Here is a 15,741-nt window from a genome sequence, read left to right as displayed (position 1 = left end):
TACGTAACGACTTTATTAGGCGCGATCAGCCGCCACTGCTCACGTTTAGTGGCCCGAGGACAGCTTGCCAATCAGCGTGAACATCGGCATGTACATCGCGATGACAATCCCTCCGATGGTCACACCCAGGAAGCCAATCAACGCCGGTTCCATCAAGGTCAACAGGTTCGCAATCGCAGCATCCACTTCCTGTTCGTAGAAATCAGCAATCTTCCCAAGCATCGAATCCAGCGCGCCGGTTTGTTCGCCGATCCCTACCATCTGCGCAACCATATGCGGAAATAGCTCCGACGCACGCAACGGCTCAACAAAGCTCTTGCCCTGTTCTACGCCGTCGCGGATCTGAACGATCGCGTTTTCAACGATGACGTTCCCCGCCGTGCGGGCGGTAATGTCGAGCGATTGCAAAATCGGAACACCGGAAGAAAGCAGAGTCGACAGCGTCCGTGAAAAGCGAGCTATCGCAATCTTTAGAAAAATTGATCCCAGAATGGGGACTTTCAAGCAGACGGTGTCGATGATTTTTCGCCCACCCGGCGTTTTGTAGTAGAACCTCAGCCCGACCGCCGTCGCGATTATCACAGCCAGGATGACGAGCCCGCCCCAGCCAGCGAGAAAGTTACTGAGGCCAACCACAATTCTCGTGGGAAGCGGCAGCGGTTCTCCCGGTCCTAACAGGCCGAGAAAGATATTTTGGAATTGCGGAATCACGACGACCATGATGATGGCGATGGCGACGATGGCCAGCACAATCACAGCCACGGGATAGATAAGGGCCGAAACGACGTCGCGTTTCAACTTCACGATCTTTTCGATGAAGGTCGAAAGGCGCTGCAGAATTAGATCCAGAATACCGCCCGTCTCGCCCGCTTCGACCATGTTTGTGTAAAGCTGATCGAACACTTTTGGATGACGAGTCATGGCGGCAGACAATGTCGAACCTTCCTCGACGTCCTGGCGCACCTGGGCCAACACCTGCTGAAAGAACTTGTTCTGTTGCTGTTGAGACAGAATATCGAGACACTGCACGAGCGGCAGACCCGCGTCGATCATCACGGAGAATTGGCGGGTGAAGATCGCGAGGTCTTTCGCCTTCACTTTCTTCTTGCCGGCCAATTTCGGAATGCCGATCTCGCGGCCCTTTTCCTTCACGGACATGAGCGTGATTTGCTCGCGTCGCAGCGCCTGGCGCAGCGCCTCGCGGTTGTCGGCCACGCGCTCGCCAGAAACAATCTCGTTCAGCCGGTTTTGGCCTTTAAAAACGTAAGTTGGCATTTCCTAATGCTCCGTTCTGAGTGGTCGTGTTCGTTATCGCCGTTGGATGGGACGCTGGGCGTTGTAGCCCGCGGGGACAGGTGGCCTCATTGAGCCATTGCCAGTGTTCAGTCCCGCACCGCGGTCGATCAGGTCGCGAAGCTCGTTTGAGTTCGACGAGGCCTGGAAAGCCATGTCTTTCGAAATGGCGCGTTTGTGAAACAGAGTGGCCAGGCTTTGATTGAAGGTCTGCATCCCGTGAATGTCCTGACCGGTCTGCATCATCGAATAAATCTGGTGGACCTTGTCTTCGCGAATCAGGTTTCTGATTGCCGAGTTGGGAATCAGAATTTCCATCGCCATCGCGCGGCCGGTAGCATCGGCCCGCGGCAGCAGCGACTGACAGAGGATGCCTTCGAGCGTCAGCGAAAGCTGAGCGCGAACCTGCGCCTGCTGCATTGCCGGAAACACGTCGATGATGCGATTGATCGTCGAAGCGGCGGAATTTGTATGCAGGGTCGCAAATGTTAAGTGACCCGTTTCCGCGATTCGCAGTGCTGATTCAATCGTCTCGAGATCGCGCATTTCTCCGACCAGCACCACATCAGGATCCTGACGCAACGCGGTCCGTAGCGCTTCCGGAAAACCCTTTGTGTCGGCGTTAACTTCACGCTGGTTGACGATGCAACCCTTGTGATTGTGAAGAAACTCGATCGGGTCTTCGATGGTGAGAATGTGTTCGTGACGTTCGCGATTGATCTTGTCGATCATTGCCGCGAGCGTCGTCGACTTGCCGGAGCCGGTTGGCCCGGTCACCAGTATCAAACCGCGCGGCTTCTTGCAAAGCTCCTGGACGACCTGCGGTAGCCCGAGGTCCTCAAACGATTTGATCTCGTAGGGAATGGCGCGGAAGACAGCGCCCACGGCGCCACGCTGATTGAAGAGATTCGCGCGGAAACGCGAGAGACCTTTGACGCCAAAGCTGAAGTCCAGCTCGAGGTTCTCTTCGAACCGGTGCTTCTGCGCATCGGTCAGCACCGAGTAGGCGAGCTGCTTCGTCTCGGACGACGTCAGCGGACGGTAGCCGTCCAGGGGGCGGATGGTTCCGTGAACGCGCACCAATGGCGGCGTGCCAGTGGTGACGTGCAAGTCCGAACCGCCCAGTTCAGACAGTTTGCGCAACAGCTCAGAGAGTGAGATTTGCGGAGGATTTTCCATGGGGTTTGTCTTCCTTCTTGAAGATTTCGCCTACTTTTGCTTGGCCTGAAGTCCGGCCGGCGAGAACGCGCTGATGAACTTTTCAGCATCCGCGGCCACCTTGTCGTGGTTGCCGGCTGTGCGCGTCGTTAACGCGTAAACTTTGCCGTCAATTTCTGCAAAGTAAAAATTCCAAACCTGGTCGGGTTTTCCGTTGGACGACGGTGTTTGCGCGATTACTTCAAACACGCGACGCCCCGAAATCTCGCGTTGACGATCGTTCACGACCCAACCGCCGGCACTGACCATGCGGTCGATGACGCTTCGTCTGAGTTCGGTGTGCGACGCCCCGCCAACCATTTTCTTTTGCTCGCGGCCAAAGGGCTGACTGCCCGTTGTCGGAGCCACCAGGGTTAATGTTGCGCTCGCTTCAGGCCCAGCCGCGGGTGCGATGCGAAAATTCGAGCCCGCGCCTGTCGAAGCCACCGGCGCCCATCCATTCGGCAGCGCCGCGTTGCTGGTCATCGCTGGAGCGGTGGGCAGCGTCACGGTTGTCGGAAGAGTCGCGTGGTTTCCGACGACTTTCGGCTCGGTTGGCGCAGCCCCATTTCGGCGGGCCAACATCACCGCGCGCATCGCCCGACGCCGAGCCAGCATTGCCTGACGACGCCGCAGCATTGCTCGATGCCGGCGCCACCACGCACGTGAATGACGTCGTCGACTCGACGCAGAAGAAAACTGGGCGCGAAGATTATGTGCGGTTGAGCTGACCAAAGGGATCGTCACAACCAGCGTTGCCAACAGACACAAACCAATTGCTATACGACGTAACATGTGCCTACTCCTTTCAAGCCACGGTCTCGCGTACAACCTCTTCAACCGTGGTAACGCCACTCTTGATCTTTTGAAGGCCGGATTCGCGAAGCGTAATCATTCCGTCTTCAATCGATTTCTTGCGCAATTCAAGCGCCGAAGCACCGATCAAAATCAGCTCTCTGATTTCGTCGGTAATCTCCATTACTTCATACAGACCAATGCGGCCTTTGTAACCGGTATCGTTACAAGTCGGGCAACCGCGGCCTTTGAATGTTTTTACCGTCTTGGCTTCTTCGGGCGAGAATCCGATTTCTACGAGCGCTTCAACGGGGGTGGGCTGTTCTTTCTTGCAGTCTTTGCAGATTCTGCGAATCAGTCGCTGCGCCTGGATAAGGTTGACGCTGGTCGCGACGAGGAAGGGTTCGATACCCATATTCATTAGGCGGGAGATAGTCGAGGGAGCATCGTTGGTGTGGAGGGTTGAGAGCACCAAGTGGCCGGTGAGCGCGGCCTTGATGGCGATTTCGGCCGTTTCAAAGTCACGGATTTCGCCGACGAGGATGATGTTTGGATCCTGCCGCAGAAACGAACGAAGCGCGGCCGCGAAGTTAAGCCCGATCTGCTCTTTCATTTGCACCTGGTTAATGCCGGGCAGATTGAACTCGACGGGATCTTCCGCCGTCATGATGTTCGTATCGGTCTTGTTCAGCGATTGCAGGGCCGAATACAGAGTGTTTGTTTTTCCGCTTCCGGTTGGTCCTGTCACCAGCACCATGCCGTATGGCTTGGAAATATTGCGCTGGAATTTGACGAGCGATTCCGGCTCAAAACCGAGATTCGTCATGTCGAGCATCAGCTTCTCTTTGTCGAGTAAGCGAAGCACGACCTTTTCACCGAACAGTGTAGGCAGTGTCGAAACGCGAAAATCGAGTTCGCGCGAACGCGACTCTACTTTTACGCGAATCTTGATGCGGCCATCCTGCGGCAGTCGCTTTTCCGAGATGTCCAGCTTGGACATGATCTTGATACGCGAGATGAGGGCGTCACGCATCTTCAACGGCGGATGCATTACGTCGTACAGCACACCGTCGATGCGGAAGCGAATGCGAAGTTCTTTTTCGTATGGCTCAACGTGAATGTCAGAGGCGCCGCGGCGCAGGGCATCGACGAGCAGGACGTTCACGAGCCGAACGACCGGCGCGTCCTCGCTCATCCGGGCGAGACTTGAAATATCGATCTCTTCGTTATCTTCGAAGACCTCAACTTCTTCCGCCACCGAACTGTGATCGAAATCGAGAGTATCGAGAGAAACCAGGTCGGAATCTGAGAAGCCATTTCCGTTCGGCAAGACTTCGGCCGTGACTGAGGCCAGCTCGATTTCACGCGTCGTGCTGTAATACTTCGAGATTGCCTGCTGCACACTAGCTTCAGCGACCACGACCGGCTCAACATTCAACCCGGTCATGAACTTGATGTCGTCCATCGCGAAGACATTGGTCGGATCGACCATGGCCAGGGTGAGGGTGGCGCCCACGCGGGACAAAGGCAGCACAGAATACTTTTGCGCGACTTCCTGCGGAATCAGCCGGAGGACCGAATCGTCAATGTCGAACAATTCGAGATTTACCGACGGAATACCGTATTGCCGGGACAGAATGGCCGTGATGGTGTCGTCTGAAACCAGCCCCAACTTCACAAGATTGAAGCCCAGCCGCCCGCCATGCTCTCGCTGGTAATCGAGAGCCTGCCGTAGGTGCTGGGGACTGATCAGATTCTCACGGACGAGAATTTCGCCGAGTTTGGCTGACATTTTGGTGCTTTTGACTGGGTGCTGCTAACTAACTGGTTGAAAATAGGTGAGTTTCCGAACCCGAGAAGGGCGCAGGTTAGGGCAGAGATGCCATGCCTCCGATGCTAAACACCGTTGGCAATGGCAATCTTAGCGTTCAACAGTGGGGCTGTCAACGAGTTTCTGAAGGGCTCCGTACGAGTCGTAAATCCGTTCACACGGAATAGCTGGACAAATGTTCGTCGATATTCGACAATGTTCGCGTTCATTCAGCGACAGGAGGTGCACGATGCCGATCACAGCACGCCAGCGACGAATACTCGATTACATCTCGAACTACTTTGAAGCGAACCAGGAACCACCCACAATGGTCGAAATCGGACGGCAATTCGGGATGACCTCGTTGGCGAGCGTCCATAACGTCTTGTCGATTCTCGAGCGCGAAGGCTTCATTCGCCGAATTCCAAACGTGAGTCGCGGAATCGAACTGGTGAAGCAGGAAACCGACGAAAGTAATTTCGAGATTCCTTTGCTGGGCGTCGTCGCAGCCGGCGCACCGATAGAAGCAGTTCTAAATCAGGAAACGGTTTGCATTCCACGCGACATGATGAAAAAGGGCCGTATGTTCGCCTTGCGGGTGCGCGGTGATTCGATGATTGATGAACAGATTCGCGAAGACGATTTCATTATCCTGCAGTCGCAACAAACCGCTGACAACGGCCAGACTGTGGTGGCTTTGATTGATGGCAGCGACGCAACCGTCAAACGATTTTATAGTGGGAAGAATCACGTGCGGCTTGAAGCTGCAAATCCGCGCTACAAACCAATTATCGTTCGACCGCCTGAGCGACTTCAGATTCAAGGAATCGTGGTAGGCGTGATTCGAAAATATCAGCAATAAAACCGTAATGTGCGGTACGCCCCGTGCTGTACGCCGGAGGCGTGCGTACCAAGTTACTTGATCTTTGAGAGAACGCCGGCGACGCGTTTGAGATCGTCAATGAATCGCCGCTTCTCAACGTGGCGGGTTTCCTCGTCAGGCGCGCGGAGAATCGAAGAGGGATGTACTGTCGCCATGATGTAAGGCGCCAGTGTTGATTCAATGAATTTGCCGCGTTGCTTGCTGACTTTAAACTTCGCTCCGAGCAGTGCCTGAGCTGCGGTCGCGCCGAGACAAACGATAACGTTGGGTTTCACCAGATTGATTTCGGCTTCGAGCCATGGGCGGCACGCAGAGATCTCGCTCGCATTCGGTTTTTTGTGAATGCGGCGCTTGCCGCGGGGTTCCCATTTGAAATGTTTGACGACGTTCGTGACGTAAGTTTGGCGGCGATCGATTTCGGCTTCCTCTAACGCGTCGTTGAGCAAGCGGCCAGCGGGTCCGACAAACGGATGACCGGTGAGGTCTTCCTCGTTTCCAGGTTGTTCGCCGATGAACATGACTTCGCCGTGGCGCGCGCCTTCGCCGAAAACGGTTTGCGTGCCGCGTTCCCAGAGGTCACAGCCTTTGCAGTCGGCAGCGGCTTCGCGGAAAGCTTTCAAGCTCTTCCGCTCCGGAAAAAAGTCTGCGGCTGAAGTTCCGGATTTGTCCCTGGCCATGAAAGTTTATTTTGCGACGCAGTTACAGTCGGTGCAAACATGAAAGTCGCGGTTACCAGGAAAGAGATTGAGTCGGCGCTGCACGATCGTTTCGGAGATGTTTTTGAACGTCACGAACGAGTGCGTCCAGAGACACTGCCGACCGATGTTGCCGAAATCGACAATGCATTAGGCGGATTCCCGCGCGGAGCAATCACAGAGATTCACGGGGCGCCGTCGTCTGGCCGGACCAGCCTGTTGCTTTCGGTGCTGGCGGCAGCAACTGCGCGCGAAGAAACCTGCGCGTTGATTGATTGCCACGGCACCTTCGATCTTTTATCTGCGGCAAAGGCCGGCATCGATTTCAAACGGTTGCTTTGGGTCCGTTGTCAAAATAATCTTGAGCGTGCATTTAAAGCTGCGGATCTGGTATCTCATGCCGGAGGGTTTGGCTTTGTCGTCCTCAATCTGTGCGATGTGCCGGCGAAAGCCGTGCGCCGGATTGTTTCGTCCTGGTGGTTTCGGTTTCGGCGCGTGATTGAAAATACTCCCACGGTGCTGCTGGTTCTAACACCGGTCGCGGCGGTCCGGTCATGTGCGTCTTTAGCTTTAGAGCTGAAGAAGGAAAGAGCAGTGTGGCCCAGCGCGGTGTTAGGCTCGGAAAGTTCCAACCGCGGTTTCTCAGTCATTTCGGCACAGGGACGCCATCTTTCCTTAGTGCGCCCCTTGGATGCACTGAAAGTTAACGGCCCGCCAACGCATTCTCATTTTCTGCAAGCCATGCGGATTCGCGTCAATCGCGAACGGCCGCTGGATTGCCGTTCGGGAATCATCCAATTTGAGCCCACTACTCAGACTTGCGATATTCGGTGATATTCGCTAATATTCGCTTCAGCCTGAATTTATTCCATGTGAAAAGAATGTGGTCATGTTTGCCTGCATTTATGGCCCAAGTGTCTCTAAATTCGAAGCTTCGGCATCTGCCGAGGCGGACCAGACAACCTCTGTCCTGGTTGGTTTGGCCTTTGAATTTTCGCCTTTAGTCGAACAAACGTCGGCGAACACAGTACTGCTGGATATCGCCGGGCAGGGCCTTTTGTTCGGCGCTTCAAAAGCCGAGGAGGCAGCAACCGAAGAGATTGAAGCCGCGCGCAATCTGGCGAACGCGATCGCCCGGCGCGCCTTGGCACGCAATCTGAAAATCAGTGTGGCAGTAGCTGCGAACCCTGATGTGGCCATTCACGCCGCGCGATCCTTCAGAGGCGTAAGCGTTATTCCGAACGGCACTGAACTTTCACAACTCGAAGGCCTCTCGATCAAAACCATCGATTTTACGTTGGTTGAAGTCGACGCGAAGCGGGCGCACGAAATTCAGGAAACGTTCACGCTGTGGGGGATTCGCACGTTTGGTGATTTGGCACGCTTGCCATTCCCGGGAATTGCCGAACGTCTGGGGCAAGATGGCGTGCAACTGCAAAAGCTGGCGCAAGGGAGAACGGATCGTCGTCTGAATCTGGTGCGACCGCCAATCGGTTTCGCGCAATCCCTCGAATTGGAACATCCGGTCTCTGAGTTGGAACCGCTGTCTTTCATTCTCTCGCGGCTCCTGAATCAGCTTTGCGCGAACCTGCACGAGTATGCGCTAGCGACGAATGAATTGAATTTGCGGCTTGTTACAGAGCCGGGTTCAGAGTACCGACTTCAGTCGGGCAGTAGCGACACGAATAAAAACCCAACTGAAGTTGGTACTCTCAACGCTGTTAGCCGAACGATCACTTTGCCCGTGCCGATGCGGAATCCAAAGACACTCCTGCGTCTGTTGTTGTTTGATATTGAAGCTCGACCGCCGCAAGCCCCCGTCGTCATGGTGACCATCACCGCGGAACCCGTAAAACCGCGGGCGGCGCAAACCGGATTGTTTATTCCGCTGGCGCCGGAACCGGAGAAACTGGAAATCACTTTAGCGCGACTGGCGAAGCTGGTGGGCCTCGACAATGTTGGGTCGCCTGAGGTTTTGGATACGCATCGACCTGATGCATTTCGCATAAACAAGTTCAGCTTACCCCTCACGCGCAAGAGCCGTGCAAATCCGCAATCCGCAAGTCGCAATTCGCAATCTTTTATGGGCTTCAGAATGTTTCGACCGGCGTGGCGTGCAGAGGTGCAAACAGAATTTGGAAAACCGACACGCCTCAATGCGAGCAGCGAACAATCAGCCGGAAAAGTTCGAGGTGTGGTGATCTGCGCCGGTGGCCCCTGGCGCACGTCGGGAGATTGGTGGCGTCAAGACGTTTGGGCCAGAGATGAATGGGACGTGGCCGTCATCGATCCGGCTGCACCTGAAAGCGAGATCCTGTGTCGCGTCTATCGAGACTTAGCGAGCGAGCAGTGGTTTGTTGCTGGAATTTATGACTAGCTATGTTGAACTTCACGCGCGGTCGGCGTTCAGTTTTCTTCGCGGCGCTGCGACGCCTGAAGAATTAATCGCTGCGTGTGCAGAATTGAACATGCCGGCGATGGCGCTGTTGGATAACGATGGCGTTTACGGGGCGGCGCGATTTCATTTGGCGGCGCAGAAGGTTGGGATTAAAGCCCACATTGGGGCGGAAATTCAGGTTTTGGGTTTCGGGTTTCGGGTTTCAGATTCAAAACCCGAAAGCACGGCGCGAAATCCCAGATTTCAAATTCGAAATTCGCAATTCGAAATTCCAAATTCGGTCTTCACGCTCCCGCTCCTGATTCGCAATCGCACCGGCTATCAAAATCTCTGTCGCTTAATCACCTTGATGAAAATGCGTGTGCCGAAACATGCCAAGCCGGGTGAATGCGCGGTCAGCCTGGACGAGTTGGCCGCGTATGCGGATGGATTGGTTTGTTTGACGGGCGTGGAAGATGGGCCGCTCTCTATAAATGGTTTAGGCGCAGGCGTCGCCCGCGCGAGAGGCGGACAACGCCCGCCTCTAAACATGCTTATCGAAATCTTTGGTCGTGAAAATGTTTATGCCGAGCTACAACGCCACTTCAATCGCGCCGAAGAAGCGCGGAATCATGCGGTGATTGAAATAGCGCGCAAGTTGAAACTGCCACTGTTGGCGACGAATGGCATCGGTTACGCGACGCGCGCGCAAAGACAGGTTGCCGACGTTTTCACCTGCATTCGCAATCACGTGCGGCTGGAAACGGCCGGGCGCCTGCTTTCGATCAATTCAGAACGGTTCGTGAAATCGCCAAAGGAAATGGCCGGGCTGTTTGCGGATTTGCCGGAAGCAATCGCTAACACGGTGGAGTTGTCTTCGCGTCTTGAGTTCACGCTAAAAGATCTCGGCTACGAATTTCCGAAGTATCCAGTGCCGCCGGACGAGACGATGACTTCATTTCTGCGCCAGCGGACTTACGAAGGCGCGCACTTGCGATACGGCCGAAACGGCGAATTCACACGTGCACAAAAACAGATTGAGCACGAATTAAAACTAATAGAGAAGCTGAAGCTTGAAGGTTATTTCCTGATCGTTTGGGACGTCGTTGAGTTTTGCAAGCGTCAGGGAATTCTCATTCAGGGCCGCGGGTCGGCGGCGAACAGCGCAGTTTGTTATAGCCTGGGAATCACAGCCGTCGATCCGGTCGGCATGGAGCTTCTGTTCGAGCGATTTCTTTCAGAAGAGCGTGGCGAGTGGCCGGACATCGACCTCGATCTGCCGAGCGGCGATCAGCGCGAACGCGCGATTCAATACGTTTACGAGCGCTACGGGCAACGTGGCGCGGCGATGACCGCGAACGTGATCACTTATCGCGGGCGCTCGGCGGCGCGCGAAGTCGGCAAAGTGCTCGGATTCGATGATGAGACGCTCGGCCGCCTGTCCGGCCTGGTGCACACATGGGAATGGAAAGATCCGAAGGACACGACTGAGCGGCAGTTCAAAGACGCCGGGCTGGATTTGAGCGATAAGCGCATCAGGAAATTTTTTCAACTTTACCTGGCGGTGCAGGATTTGCCGCGACATCTGGGCCAGCATTCCGGCGGCATGGTGATTTGTCAGGGACAGCTGGATTCGGTGGTGCCGCTCGAGCCGGCGGCGATGCCGGGCCGCGTCGTAGTGCAATGGGACAAAGAAGACTGCGCAGACCTCGGCATTATCAAGGTCGATCTGCTCGGCCTCGGCATGATGGCGGTGCTGGAAGAGACGATTCAACTGATCCGCGACGATTACAAAGAAGAAGTCGATCTCGCGCACTTACCACAGGACGACACGGCCGTTTACACAGCGCTGCAACAAGCCGACACGATTGGCATGTTTCAGGTTGAAAGTCGCGCGCAGATGTCTTGTTTGCCGAGACTTCGGCCCCAGAAGTTTTACGACATCGTGGTGCAGGTTGCGATTATTCGGCCCGGGCCAATTGTCGGCAACATGGTCAATCCGTTCCTCGAGCGAAGGCTCGGTCGTGCCCCAGTCCGGTACGCACATCCTGACCTGGAACCGGTGCTGAAACGCACGTTGGGTGTGCCTCTGTTTCAGGAGCAGCTGCTGCGCATGGCGATGATTTGCGCAGATTTTACGGGCGGCGAAGCTGAAGACTTGCGACGCGCGATGGGCTTCAAGAGATCAGAGCAACGTATGAAAGACATTGAAACCAAGCTGCGGCGCGGAATGACGAGGAAGGGAATCAGCGAAAAAGTCCAAGCGGAGATCATCGAACAGATCGCGTCATTCGCGCTGTACGGATTTCCGGAATCGCACGCCGCCAGCTTTGCTTTGATTGCTTATGCCAGCGCCTATCTCAAATGTCACTACCTGGCGGCGTTCACCGCAGCGACGCTCAACAATCAACCGATGGGGTTCTATCAACCGTTTACGATCATCAAGGACGCACAGCGGCATGGGTTGAAGGTTTTGCCGGTAGATGTGACGAAGTCGAATTGGGAATGCACGCTGGAAAGCAGTGAGCAGTGGGCAGTGGGCAGTGAGCAGGAGGTCAGAGGTCAGGGAGAAGTCCAATCTCTAAAGTCCAAAGTCCAAAGTGAAAACCAGACATTGGACCTTGGACCTTGGACTTTGGACGAAACCACCCCACACCCAAGTCTTCGTCTCGGCCTGCTTTGCGTGAAAGGTTTGCGCGAAGGAGCCGGTCGCGCGATTGTGCGGGCCCGCGCTGCGCGGCCTTTCACCAGCATCGATGATTTGCATCTGCGCGTTCCGGAACTAAGAAAGGACGAGTTGCGCAAGCTGGCGGCGGTGGGGGCTTTGAATTTCATTCAGAGTCCAAAGTCCAAAGTCCGTCTAAAGTCCAACGTCCAAAGTCCCACGTCCAAAGTCAGAATTCAGAAATCAGATGTCAGGTGTCAGATGTCAGACAGCAGAAATCATCAAGACGCCACCGCACAGACATTAGACGTTGGACATTGGACGTTGGACCCGTTCCCAAATCGTCGCGATGCGCTTTGGCAGGTCGAGCGTGTAGCGCGCGAACCGGGGCCGCTCTATAAAAAGTTGGAAGAGACCGGCGGGTCACCGCTGCAAGCGATGACGTTGAATGAAAGATTGAATGCTGACTTGCGCGGCACGGGCATCACGATTGGCCGGCATCCGATGGCGCATCAACGCGCCTGGCTCGACACGATGCAGGTCACTACCGCGGCCCAGTTACGGACCATGCGCAACGGCAATCGAGTGAAGGTGGCCGGTTGGGTAATTGTGCGTCAGCGTCCGGGGACGGCGAAAGGATTCGTATTTCTAAGCCTGGAAGATGAAACGGGAATCGCAAACATCATCGTGACCCCGCAACTCTTTGATGGGAACCGTCTCGCCCTCGTGGAATATCCGTTTCTATTGATTGAGGGGATTTTGCAGCATCAGGACAATGTTATCTCGGTGAAGGCGAGACGCATCGAGCCTTTGCAGATGAAAATCGAGAGTCCGGCATCGCACGACTTTCATTAGGTACGCACACCTCTGGCGTGCTCCTTACGGCAAACTAAAAGCACGCCAGAGGCGTGCGGACCCGCGGTTCTCAGAAAAAAAGAGGCGAGCAATGCCCGCCTCTTTGATAAAACGAATCGAACAACTGCGGGCAGGATGCCCGCGCTCCCAGGGTTATGGACGCCGTCGCGGTGGCCTGGTGGTCCTTTCAGGCGTGACATTCGCTTGCGCCTTCAAAGCCCCGATCAAATCCTTGGCTTCAGCCTTCATGGGATCCGTATCCGGTGCTTTATCGACGTACCGCTGCAAATAGTTCGCGGCCTCCTGATACTTCGCCTTGTCGTTGTTATTCAAGGCCCCGATATTAAACATCGCCTGTCCGATTCGCAGGAGGGCGACCGCATCGTCGGGATTCCCTTCGAGATGTTTTTGATACTCGGCGACTACGCGTTCGTACGATGCAGTATCAGTGGCAGTCTCGAAAAGCATCTGCGCAAAATCCTTTTGGGCTTTGCCCTTCTTGACGGCGTCCGGTTCGGCCGCAATGTATTCCTGATAAGCGACAACCGCAGCGTCAGCTTTCGTCGGATCAACTTTCGTCGTGAACAGACGCATCGACTCGGCGCGCGCGGTCAACGCGAAATACTTATTAGTTTCAAACTGCTTCAACTCGGCTGGATCCGTAGGCGTCGGGAGTTTCTTGAGCGTATCCACGGCCTGACTGGCGGCGTCGGCGGAAGCCTTGAAATCTGCCTTTGCCGCTTCCATGCCGGAAGTCTTGGCGGCTTCATCTTTGGACTGCACTGCCGCATTGAACCGATCGACGCCGCGCAACCGCAGCGCGACGGACTTATTCGTCAACAACGACGGTATGCCCGGGTGTGCCGCATCGGCGGCGATGCCCGTGTCGTATTGCCGAACCGCTTCATCGTAATTCTTCGCAGTCAGCGCCGTATTTCCTCCGCGGAAGGCATCGCCAATCACTTGATTTGCGTTCTCAATCTTCTTGTTCTCCTCGATGACGGCGGCGTTCTTTTTCTCCATTTCTTCGCGCTTCGCCCGGTCGGCTGCGCTTTCGCCGCTGCCACCGGACGCTGGGGTTTCCGATCCACCGCCACCACCGGCCTTCGCTTGCTCTTCGGTGAGGCGCTGGCCATTGCCCGGCGTCATGACAAGCTCGAAGTCGATGTCGCGGCCGACCTTCACGCCGCCACGGACGGCGGGTGCCGCATTCGGCGCACTCACCGCGATGACGTACGTGCCGATGTACGGCAAACCGGCGTAAACAAACTCTCCGTTCTTATTAGCCTTACTCGGGAATTTGCCAGGCAGGTCAGTCCGGTAAACGTCGACCTGCGCGCCGGCAGCTGGGACCTTCGTGCCGTCGGCCTGTTGGATAAACACATGGCCCCGAAGTTGGCCAACCTGAGCTGACGCGCCAACGGCTGCCAGAAGCAAAACCGCGGAAGCGATAATCGAGTAAAAATAACTACGCATGTAAGTTCCTCCAAAAAATCTGCTGCTGGTGTGAACAGCCGACGTTAAGATGCCTTTGATTTGCAACAAGTTGTAGCGGAAACCCGCCCTAACGTTAATTAGCTGCACGCGTGCTGTCAAGCATACGGAATCGGATCCGTCACGTCTGCTTCGCGAAAAGCGCGCAGTCGCAAAGCACACGAATCGCAACGGCCGCAGGCACGGTCTTCAGCGCGATAGCAGGACCAGGTAAGGTGCAGCGGCGCATTCAATTCCATCCCTCGTTTTACTATGTCGGATTTCCGCAGGTGGATGACCGGCGTCACGATCGCTACGTGGGTCTCGGGCTTTGTTCCAGCGTCGATGGCGCGCTGAAAAGCTTCGTAATACTCGGGACGACAGTCCGGATAACCTGACGAATCTTCAGCTACGGCGCCGATGTAGATCCGTTGCGCGCCGATAACTTCAGCCCAACTTGTGGCAATCGACAACAAATGTGAATTGCGAAACGGGACATAGCTGGTTGGGATTTCGCGCGAAGTAAGATTTGCTTCGCTCACCGGGATGTTTTCATCGGTCAGTGAAGAGCCGCCGATAGACTTCAGATATTCGATCGAGACGGCCAGCCGTTTCGTTACGTGGTAGCTGTCAGCCAGGGCTTCGAAAGCCTGGCGCTCACGGGCCTCAGTGGGCTGACCATACGAGACGTGCAGGAACGCGAGTTCGTCGTTATCTCCGTTGGCGATCGCAGCCGTAACACACGAATCCATGCCGCCTGAGACGAGGCAGACAGCCAGGGATGAAGGCGGAAGGAGGAAGGATGGAGCCTCTTCTTCGATCGTTTGAATTGTCTCGCTGCTACCACCCATGCTTACAAATCATTTTCCATTTGTCATTCGACATCTATCACTCGCCATTTTCAGCCGCGATTTGTGGTTCTCCATTAAGTCTCGGACGCCCGTGAGAAATGACAAATGGAAAATGGAAAATGATAAATGGAAAATGCTCTTTCACACTCCCCGGACATCCGGTCCCCAAATGTACTTATGAAGCTGGAGTTGCATGCGCACGTTCAAGCCGCTTTCGGTAATCCAGTTCGCCAGGTCCTGTAAATTCACCAGCCCCCATGCTGGAGAAATCAGAATTGCCTTCGCGCGAGTTTCCAGCTCGTATTGTGCGATGGTCTTCTTGGCGAACTCCCAATCCGGCGCGTCCGCGATCACGAATTTGACTTCGTCTTGCTTCGCGCGCAAGCGTCCCAGATTTGACCAATCGTTCCGTTCAGCTTCGCCTGAACCCGGACACTTTATATCAAGGATGACCTGCGCCCGTTCATCAAGACCGGCAGTCGAAACGTAGCCGCCGGTTTCAATCAAGACTTCGTATTCTTCCTCGCAGAGCTGCTGAATGAGCTCGAACGCCTCGCGCTGCCCAAGCGGCTCACCCCCGGTGACTTCCACCAGGCGGCAACCGAAGTCGCGCACCTTATGCATGATCTGTTCAATCGTGAAATGGTCGCCACCGGTGAATGTGTATTCGCTGTCGCACCATGTGCAGCGCATGGGGCAGCCGGTCAGCCGCACGAAAGTACAGGGGCGGCCGGCGTGCGTTGACTCGCCCTGGATCGAGTGGAAAATCTCGGTAACTCTGAGCATTTTCCAGATATTAGATATTAGATTTGTGATTGTCGATTTCATGGCGGCCAACTGCAGCCGC

12 protein-coding genes are annotated in these 15,741 nt (G+C 55.3%); 4 read left to right on the top strand and 8 right to left on the bottom strand.

Features of this window, described 5'->3' with window-relative positions; genetic code table 11:
* Positions 1-45 precede the first annotated feature (45 nt).
* From VFX97_01355 to pilB, 4 genes are all read right to left on the bottom strand, one after another.
* Positions 46-1,275, bottom strand: coding sequence for a type II secretion system F family protein (locus tag VFX97_01355; GenBank protein HEX5701847.1), 1,230 nt, complete (start codon positions 1,273-1,275; stop codon positions 46-48).
* Between the two features lie 33 nt (positions 1,276-1,308).
* A complete protein-coding gene (locus VFX97_01350; GenBank protein HEX5701846.1) occupies positions 1,309-2,472 on the bottom strand; it encodes a type IV pilus twitching motility protein PilT in 1,164 nt (387 codons plus the stop codon).
* A 30-nt stretch (positions 2,473-2,502) separates the two neighbouring features.
* Positions 2,503-3,108 (bottom strand): hypothetical protein, encoded by a 606-nt coding sequence (locus tag VFX97_01345; GenBank protein ID HEX5701845.1) that lies wholly within the window; start codon positions 3,106-3,108, stop codon positions 2,503-2,505.
* Positions 3,109-3,298: 190 nt separating this feature from the next.
* Positions 3,299-5,077 carry a type IV-A pilus assembly ATPase PilB gene (gene pilB / locus VFX97_01340; protein ID HEX5701844.1) on the bottom strand — a complete coding sequence of 593 codons (1,779 nt, stop codon included), beginning with the start codon at positions 5,075-5,077 and terminating at the stop codon, positions 3,299-3,301.
* Positions 5,078-5,345: 268 nt separating this feature from the next.
* On the opposite strand from pilB, the gene lexA reads away from it, so the two are divergent.
* Entirely contained in the window at positions 5,346-5,957 is a 612-nt protein-coding gene (lexA, locus tag VFX97_01335; GenBank protein HEX5701843.1) for a transcriptional repressor LexA, read from the top strand.
* A gap of 53 nt (positions 5,958-6,010) precedes the next feature.
* Here the strand turns inward: lexA and VFX97_01330 are convergent, their stop codons facing one another.
* Positions 6,011-6,655: a UdgX family uracil-DNA binding protein gene (locus VFX97_01330; protein ID HEX5701842.1), complete on the bottom strand. Its 645-nt coding sequence runs from the start codon at positions 6,653-6,655 to the stop codon at positions 6,011-6,013.
* 39 nt (positions 6,656-6,694) lie between these two features.
* Between VFX97_01330 and VFX97_01325 the strand changes: the two genes are divergently transcribed.
* Genes VFX97_01325 through VFX97_01315 form a run of 3 tightly spaced genes read left to right on the top strand, consistent with a single transcriptional unit; the run spans position 6,695 to position 12,570 of the window.
* Positions 6,695-7,507 carry a hypothetical protein gene (locus tag VFX97_01325; GenBank protein HEX5701841.1) on the top strand — a complete coding sequence of 271 codons (813 nt, stop codon included), beginning with the start codon at positions 6,695-6,697 and terminating at the stop codon, positions 7,505-7,507.
* Positions 7,508-7,562: 55 nt separating this feature from the next.
* Positions 7,563-9,050, top strand: a complete 1,488-nt coding sequence (locus VFX97_01320; GenBank protein HEX5701840.1) for a hypothetical protein — start codon at positions 7,563-7,565, stop codon at positions 9,048-9,050.
* On the top strand, positions 9,043-12,570 hold the full coding sequence (locus VFX97_01315) for an error-prone DNA polymerase (GenBank protein HEX5701839.1): 3,528 nt from the start codon (positions 9,043-9,045) through the stop codon (positions 12,568-12,570). Before VFX97_01320 ends, VFX97_01315 begins: the two co-directional genes overlap by 8 nt.
* A gap of 153 nt (positions 12,571-12,723) precedes the next feature.
* Here VFX97_01315 and VFX97_01310 read toward each other — a convergent pair whose 3' ends face one another.
* The 3 genes from VFX97_01310 to VFX97_01300 all read right to left on the bottom strand — a co-directional run bounded on the left by VFX97_01310 (position 12,724) and on the right by VFX97_01300 (position 15,680).
* Positions 12,724-14,046, bottom strand: a complete 1,323-nt coding sequence (locus tag VFX97_01310; protein HEX5701838.1) for a carboxypeptidase-like regulatory domain-containing protein — start codon at positions 14,044-14,046, stop codon at positions 12,724-12,726.
* Positions 14,047-14,162: 116 nt separating this feature from the next.
* A complete protein-coding gene (gene queC / locus VFX97_01305; protein HEX5701837.1) occupies positions 14,163-14,894 on the bottom strand; it encodes a 7-cyano-7-deazaguanine synthase QueC in 732 nt (243 codons plus the stop codon).
* Between the two features lie 141 nt (positions 14,895-15,035).
* Positions 15,036-15,680: a radical SAM protein gene (locus tag VFX97_01300; GenBank protein HEX5701836.1), complete on the bottom strand. Its 645-nt coding sequence runs from the start codon at positions 15,678-15,680 to the stop codon at positions 15,036-15,038.
* Between the last annotated feature and the right edge of the window lie 61 nt (positions 15,681-15,741).

Source organism: Pyrinomonadaceae bacterium (assembly GCA_036277115.1).
In the GTDB taxonomy this organism is placed as follows: Bacteria; Acidobacteriota; Blastocatellia; order Pyrinomonadales; family Pyrinomonadaceae; genus UBA11740.
This window is presented reverse-complemented; position numbering and strand designations above follow the sequence as displayed.

Coding starts and splice junctions, on each gene's coding strand:
- VFX97_01355 (HEX5701847.1), bottom strand. CDS start 1,275: ATGCCAACTTACGTTTTTAAAGGCCAAAACCGGCTGAACGAGATTGTT.
- VFX97_01350 (HEX5701846.1), bottom strand. CDS start 2,472: ATGGAAAATCCTCCGCAAATCTCACTCTCTGAGCTGTTGCGCAAACTG.
- VFX97_01345 (HEX5701845.1), bottom strand. CDS start 3,108: ATGCTGGCTCGGCGTCGGGCGATGCGCGCGGTGATGTTGGCCCGCCGA.
- pilB (HEX5701844.1), bottom strand. CDS start 5,077: ATGTCAGCCAAACTCGGCGAAATTCTCGTCCGTGAGAATCTGATCAGT.
- lexA (HEX5701843.1), top strand. CDS start 5,346: ATGCCGATCACAGCACGCCAGCGACGAATACTCGATTACATCTCGAAC.
- VFX97_01330 (HEX5701842.1), bottom strand. CDS start 6,655: ATGGCCAGGGACAAATCCGGAACTTCAGCCGCAGACTTTTTTCCGGAG.
- VFX97_01325 (HEX5701841.1), top strand. CDS start 6,695: ATGAAAGTCGCGGTTACCAGGAAAGAGATTGAGTCGGCGCTGCACGAT.
- VFX97_01320 (HEX5701840.1), top strand. CDS start 7,563: ATGTTTGCCTGCATTTATGGCCCAAGTGTCTCTAAATTCGAAGCTTCG.
- VFX97_01315 (HEX5701839.1), top strand. CDS start 9,043: ATGACTAGCTATGTTGAACTTCACGCGCGGTCGGCGTTCAGTTTTCTT.
- VFX97_01310 (HEX5701838.1), bottom strand. CDS start 14,046: ATGCGTAGTTATTTTTACTCGATTATCGCTTCCGCGGTTTTGCTTCTG.
- queC (HEX5701837.1), bottom strand. CDS start 14,894: ATGGGTGGTAGCAGCGAGACAATTCAAACGATCGAAGAAGAGGCTCCA.
- VFX97_01300 (HEX5701836.1), bottom strand. CDS start 15,680: ATGCTCAGAGTTACCGAGATTTTCCACTCGATCCAGGGCGAGTCAACG.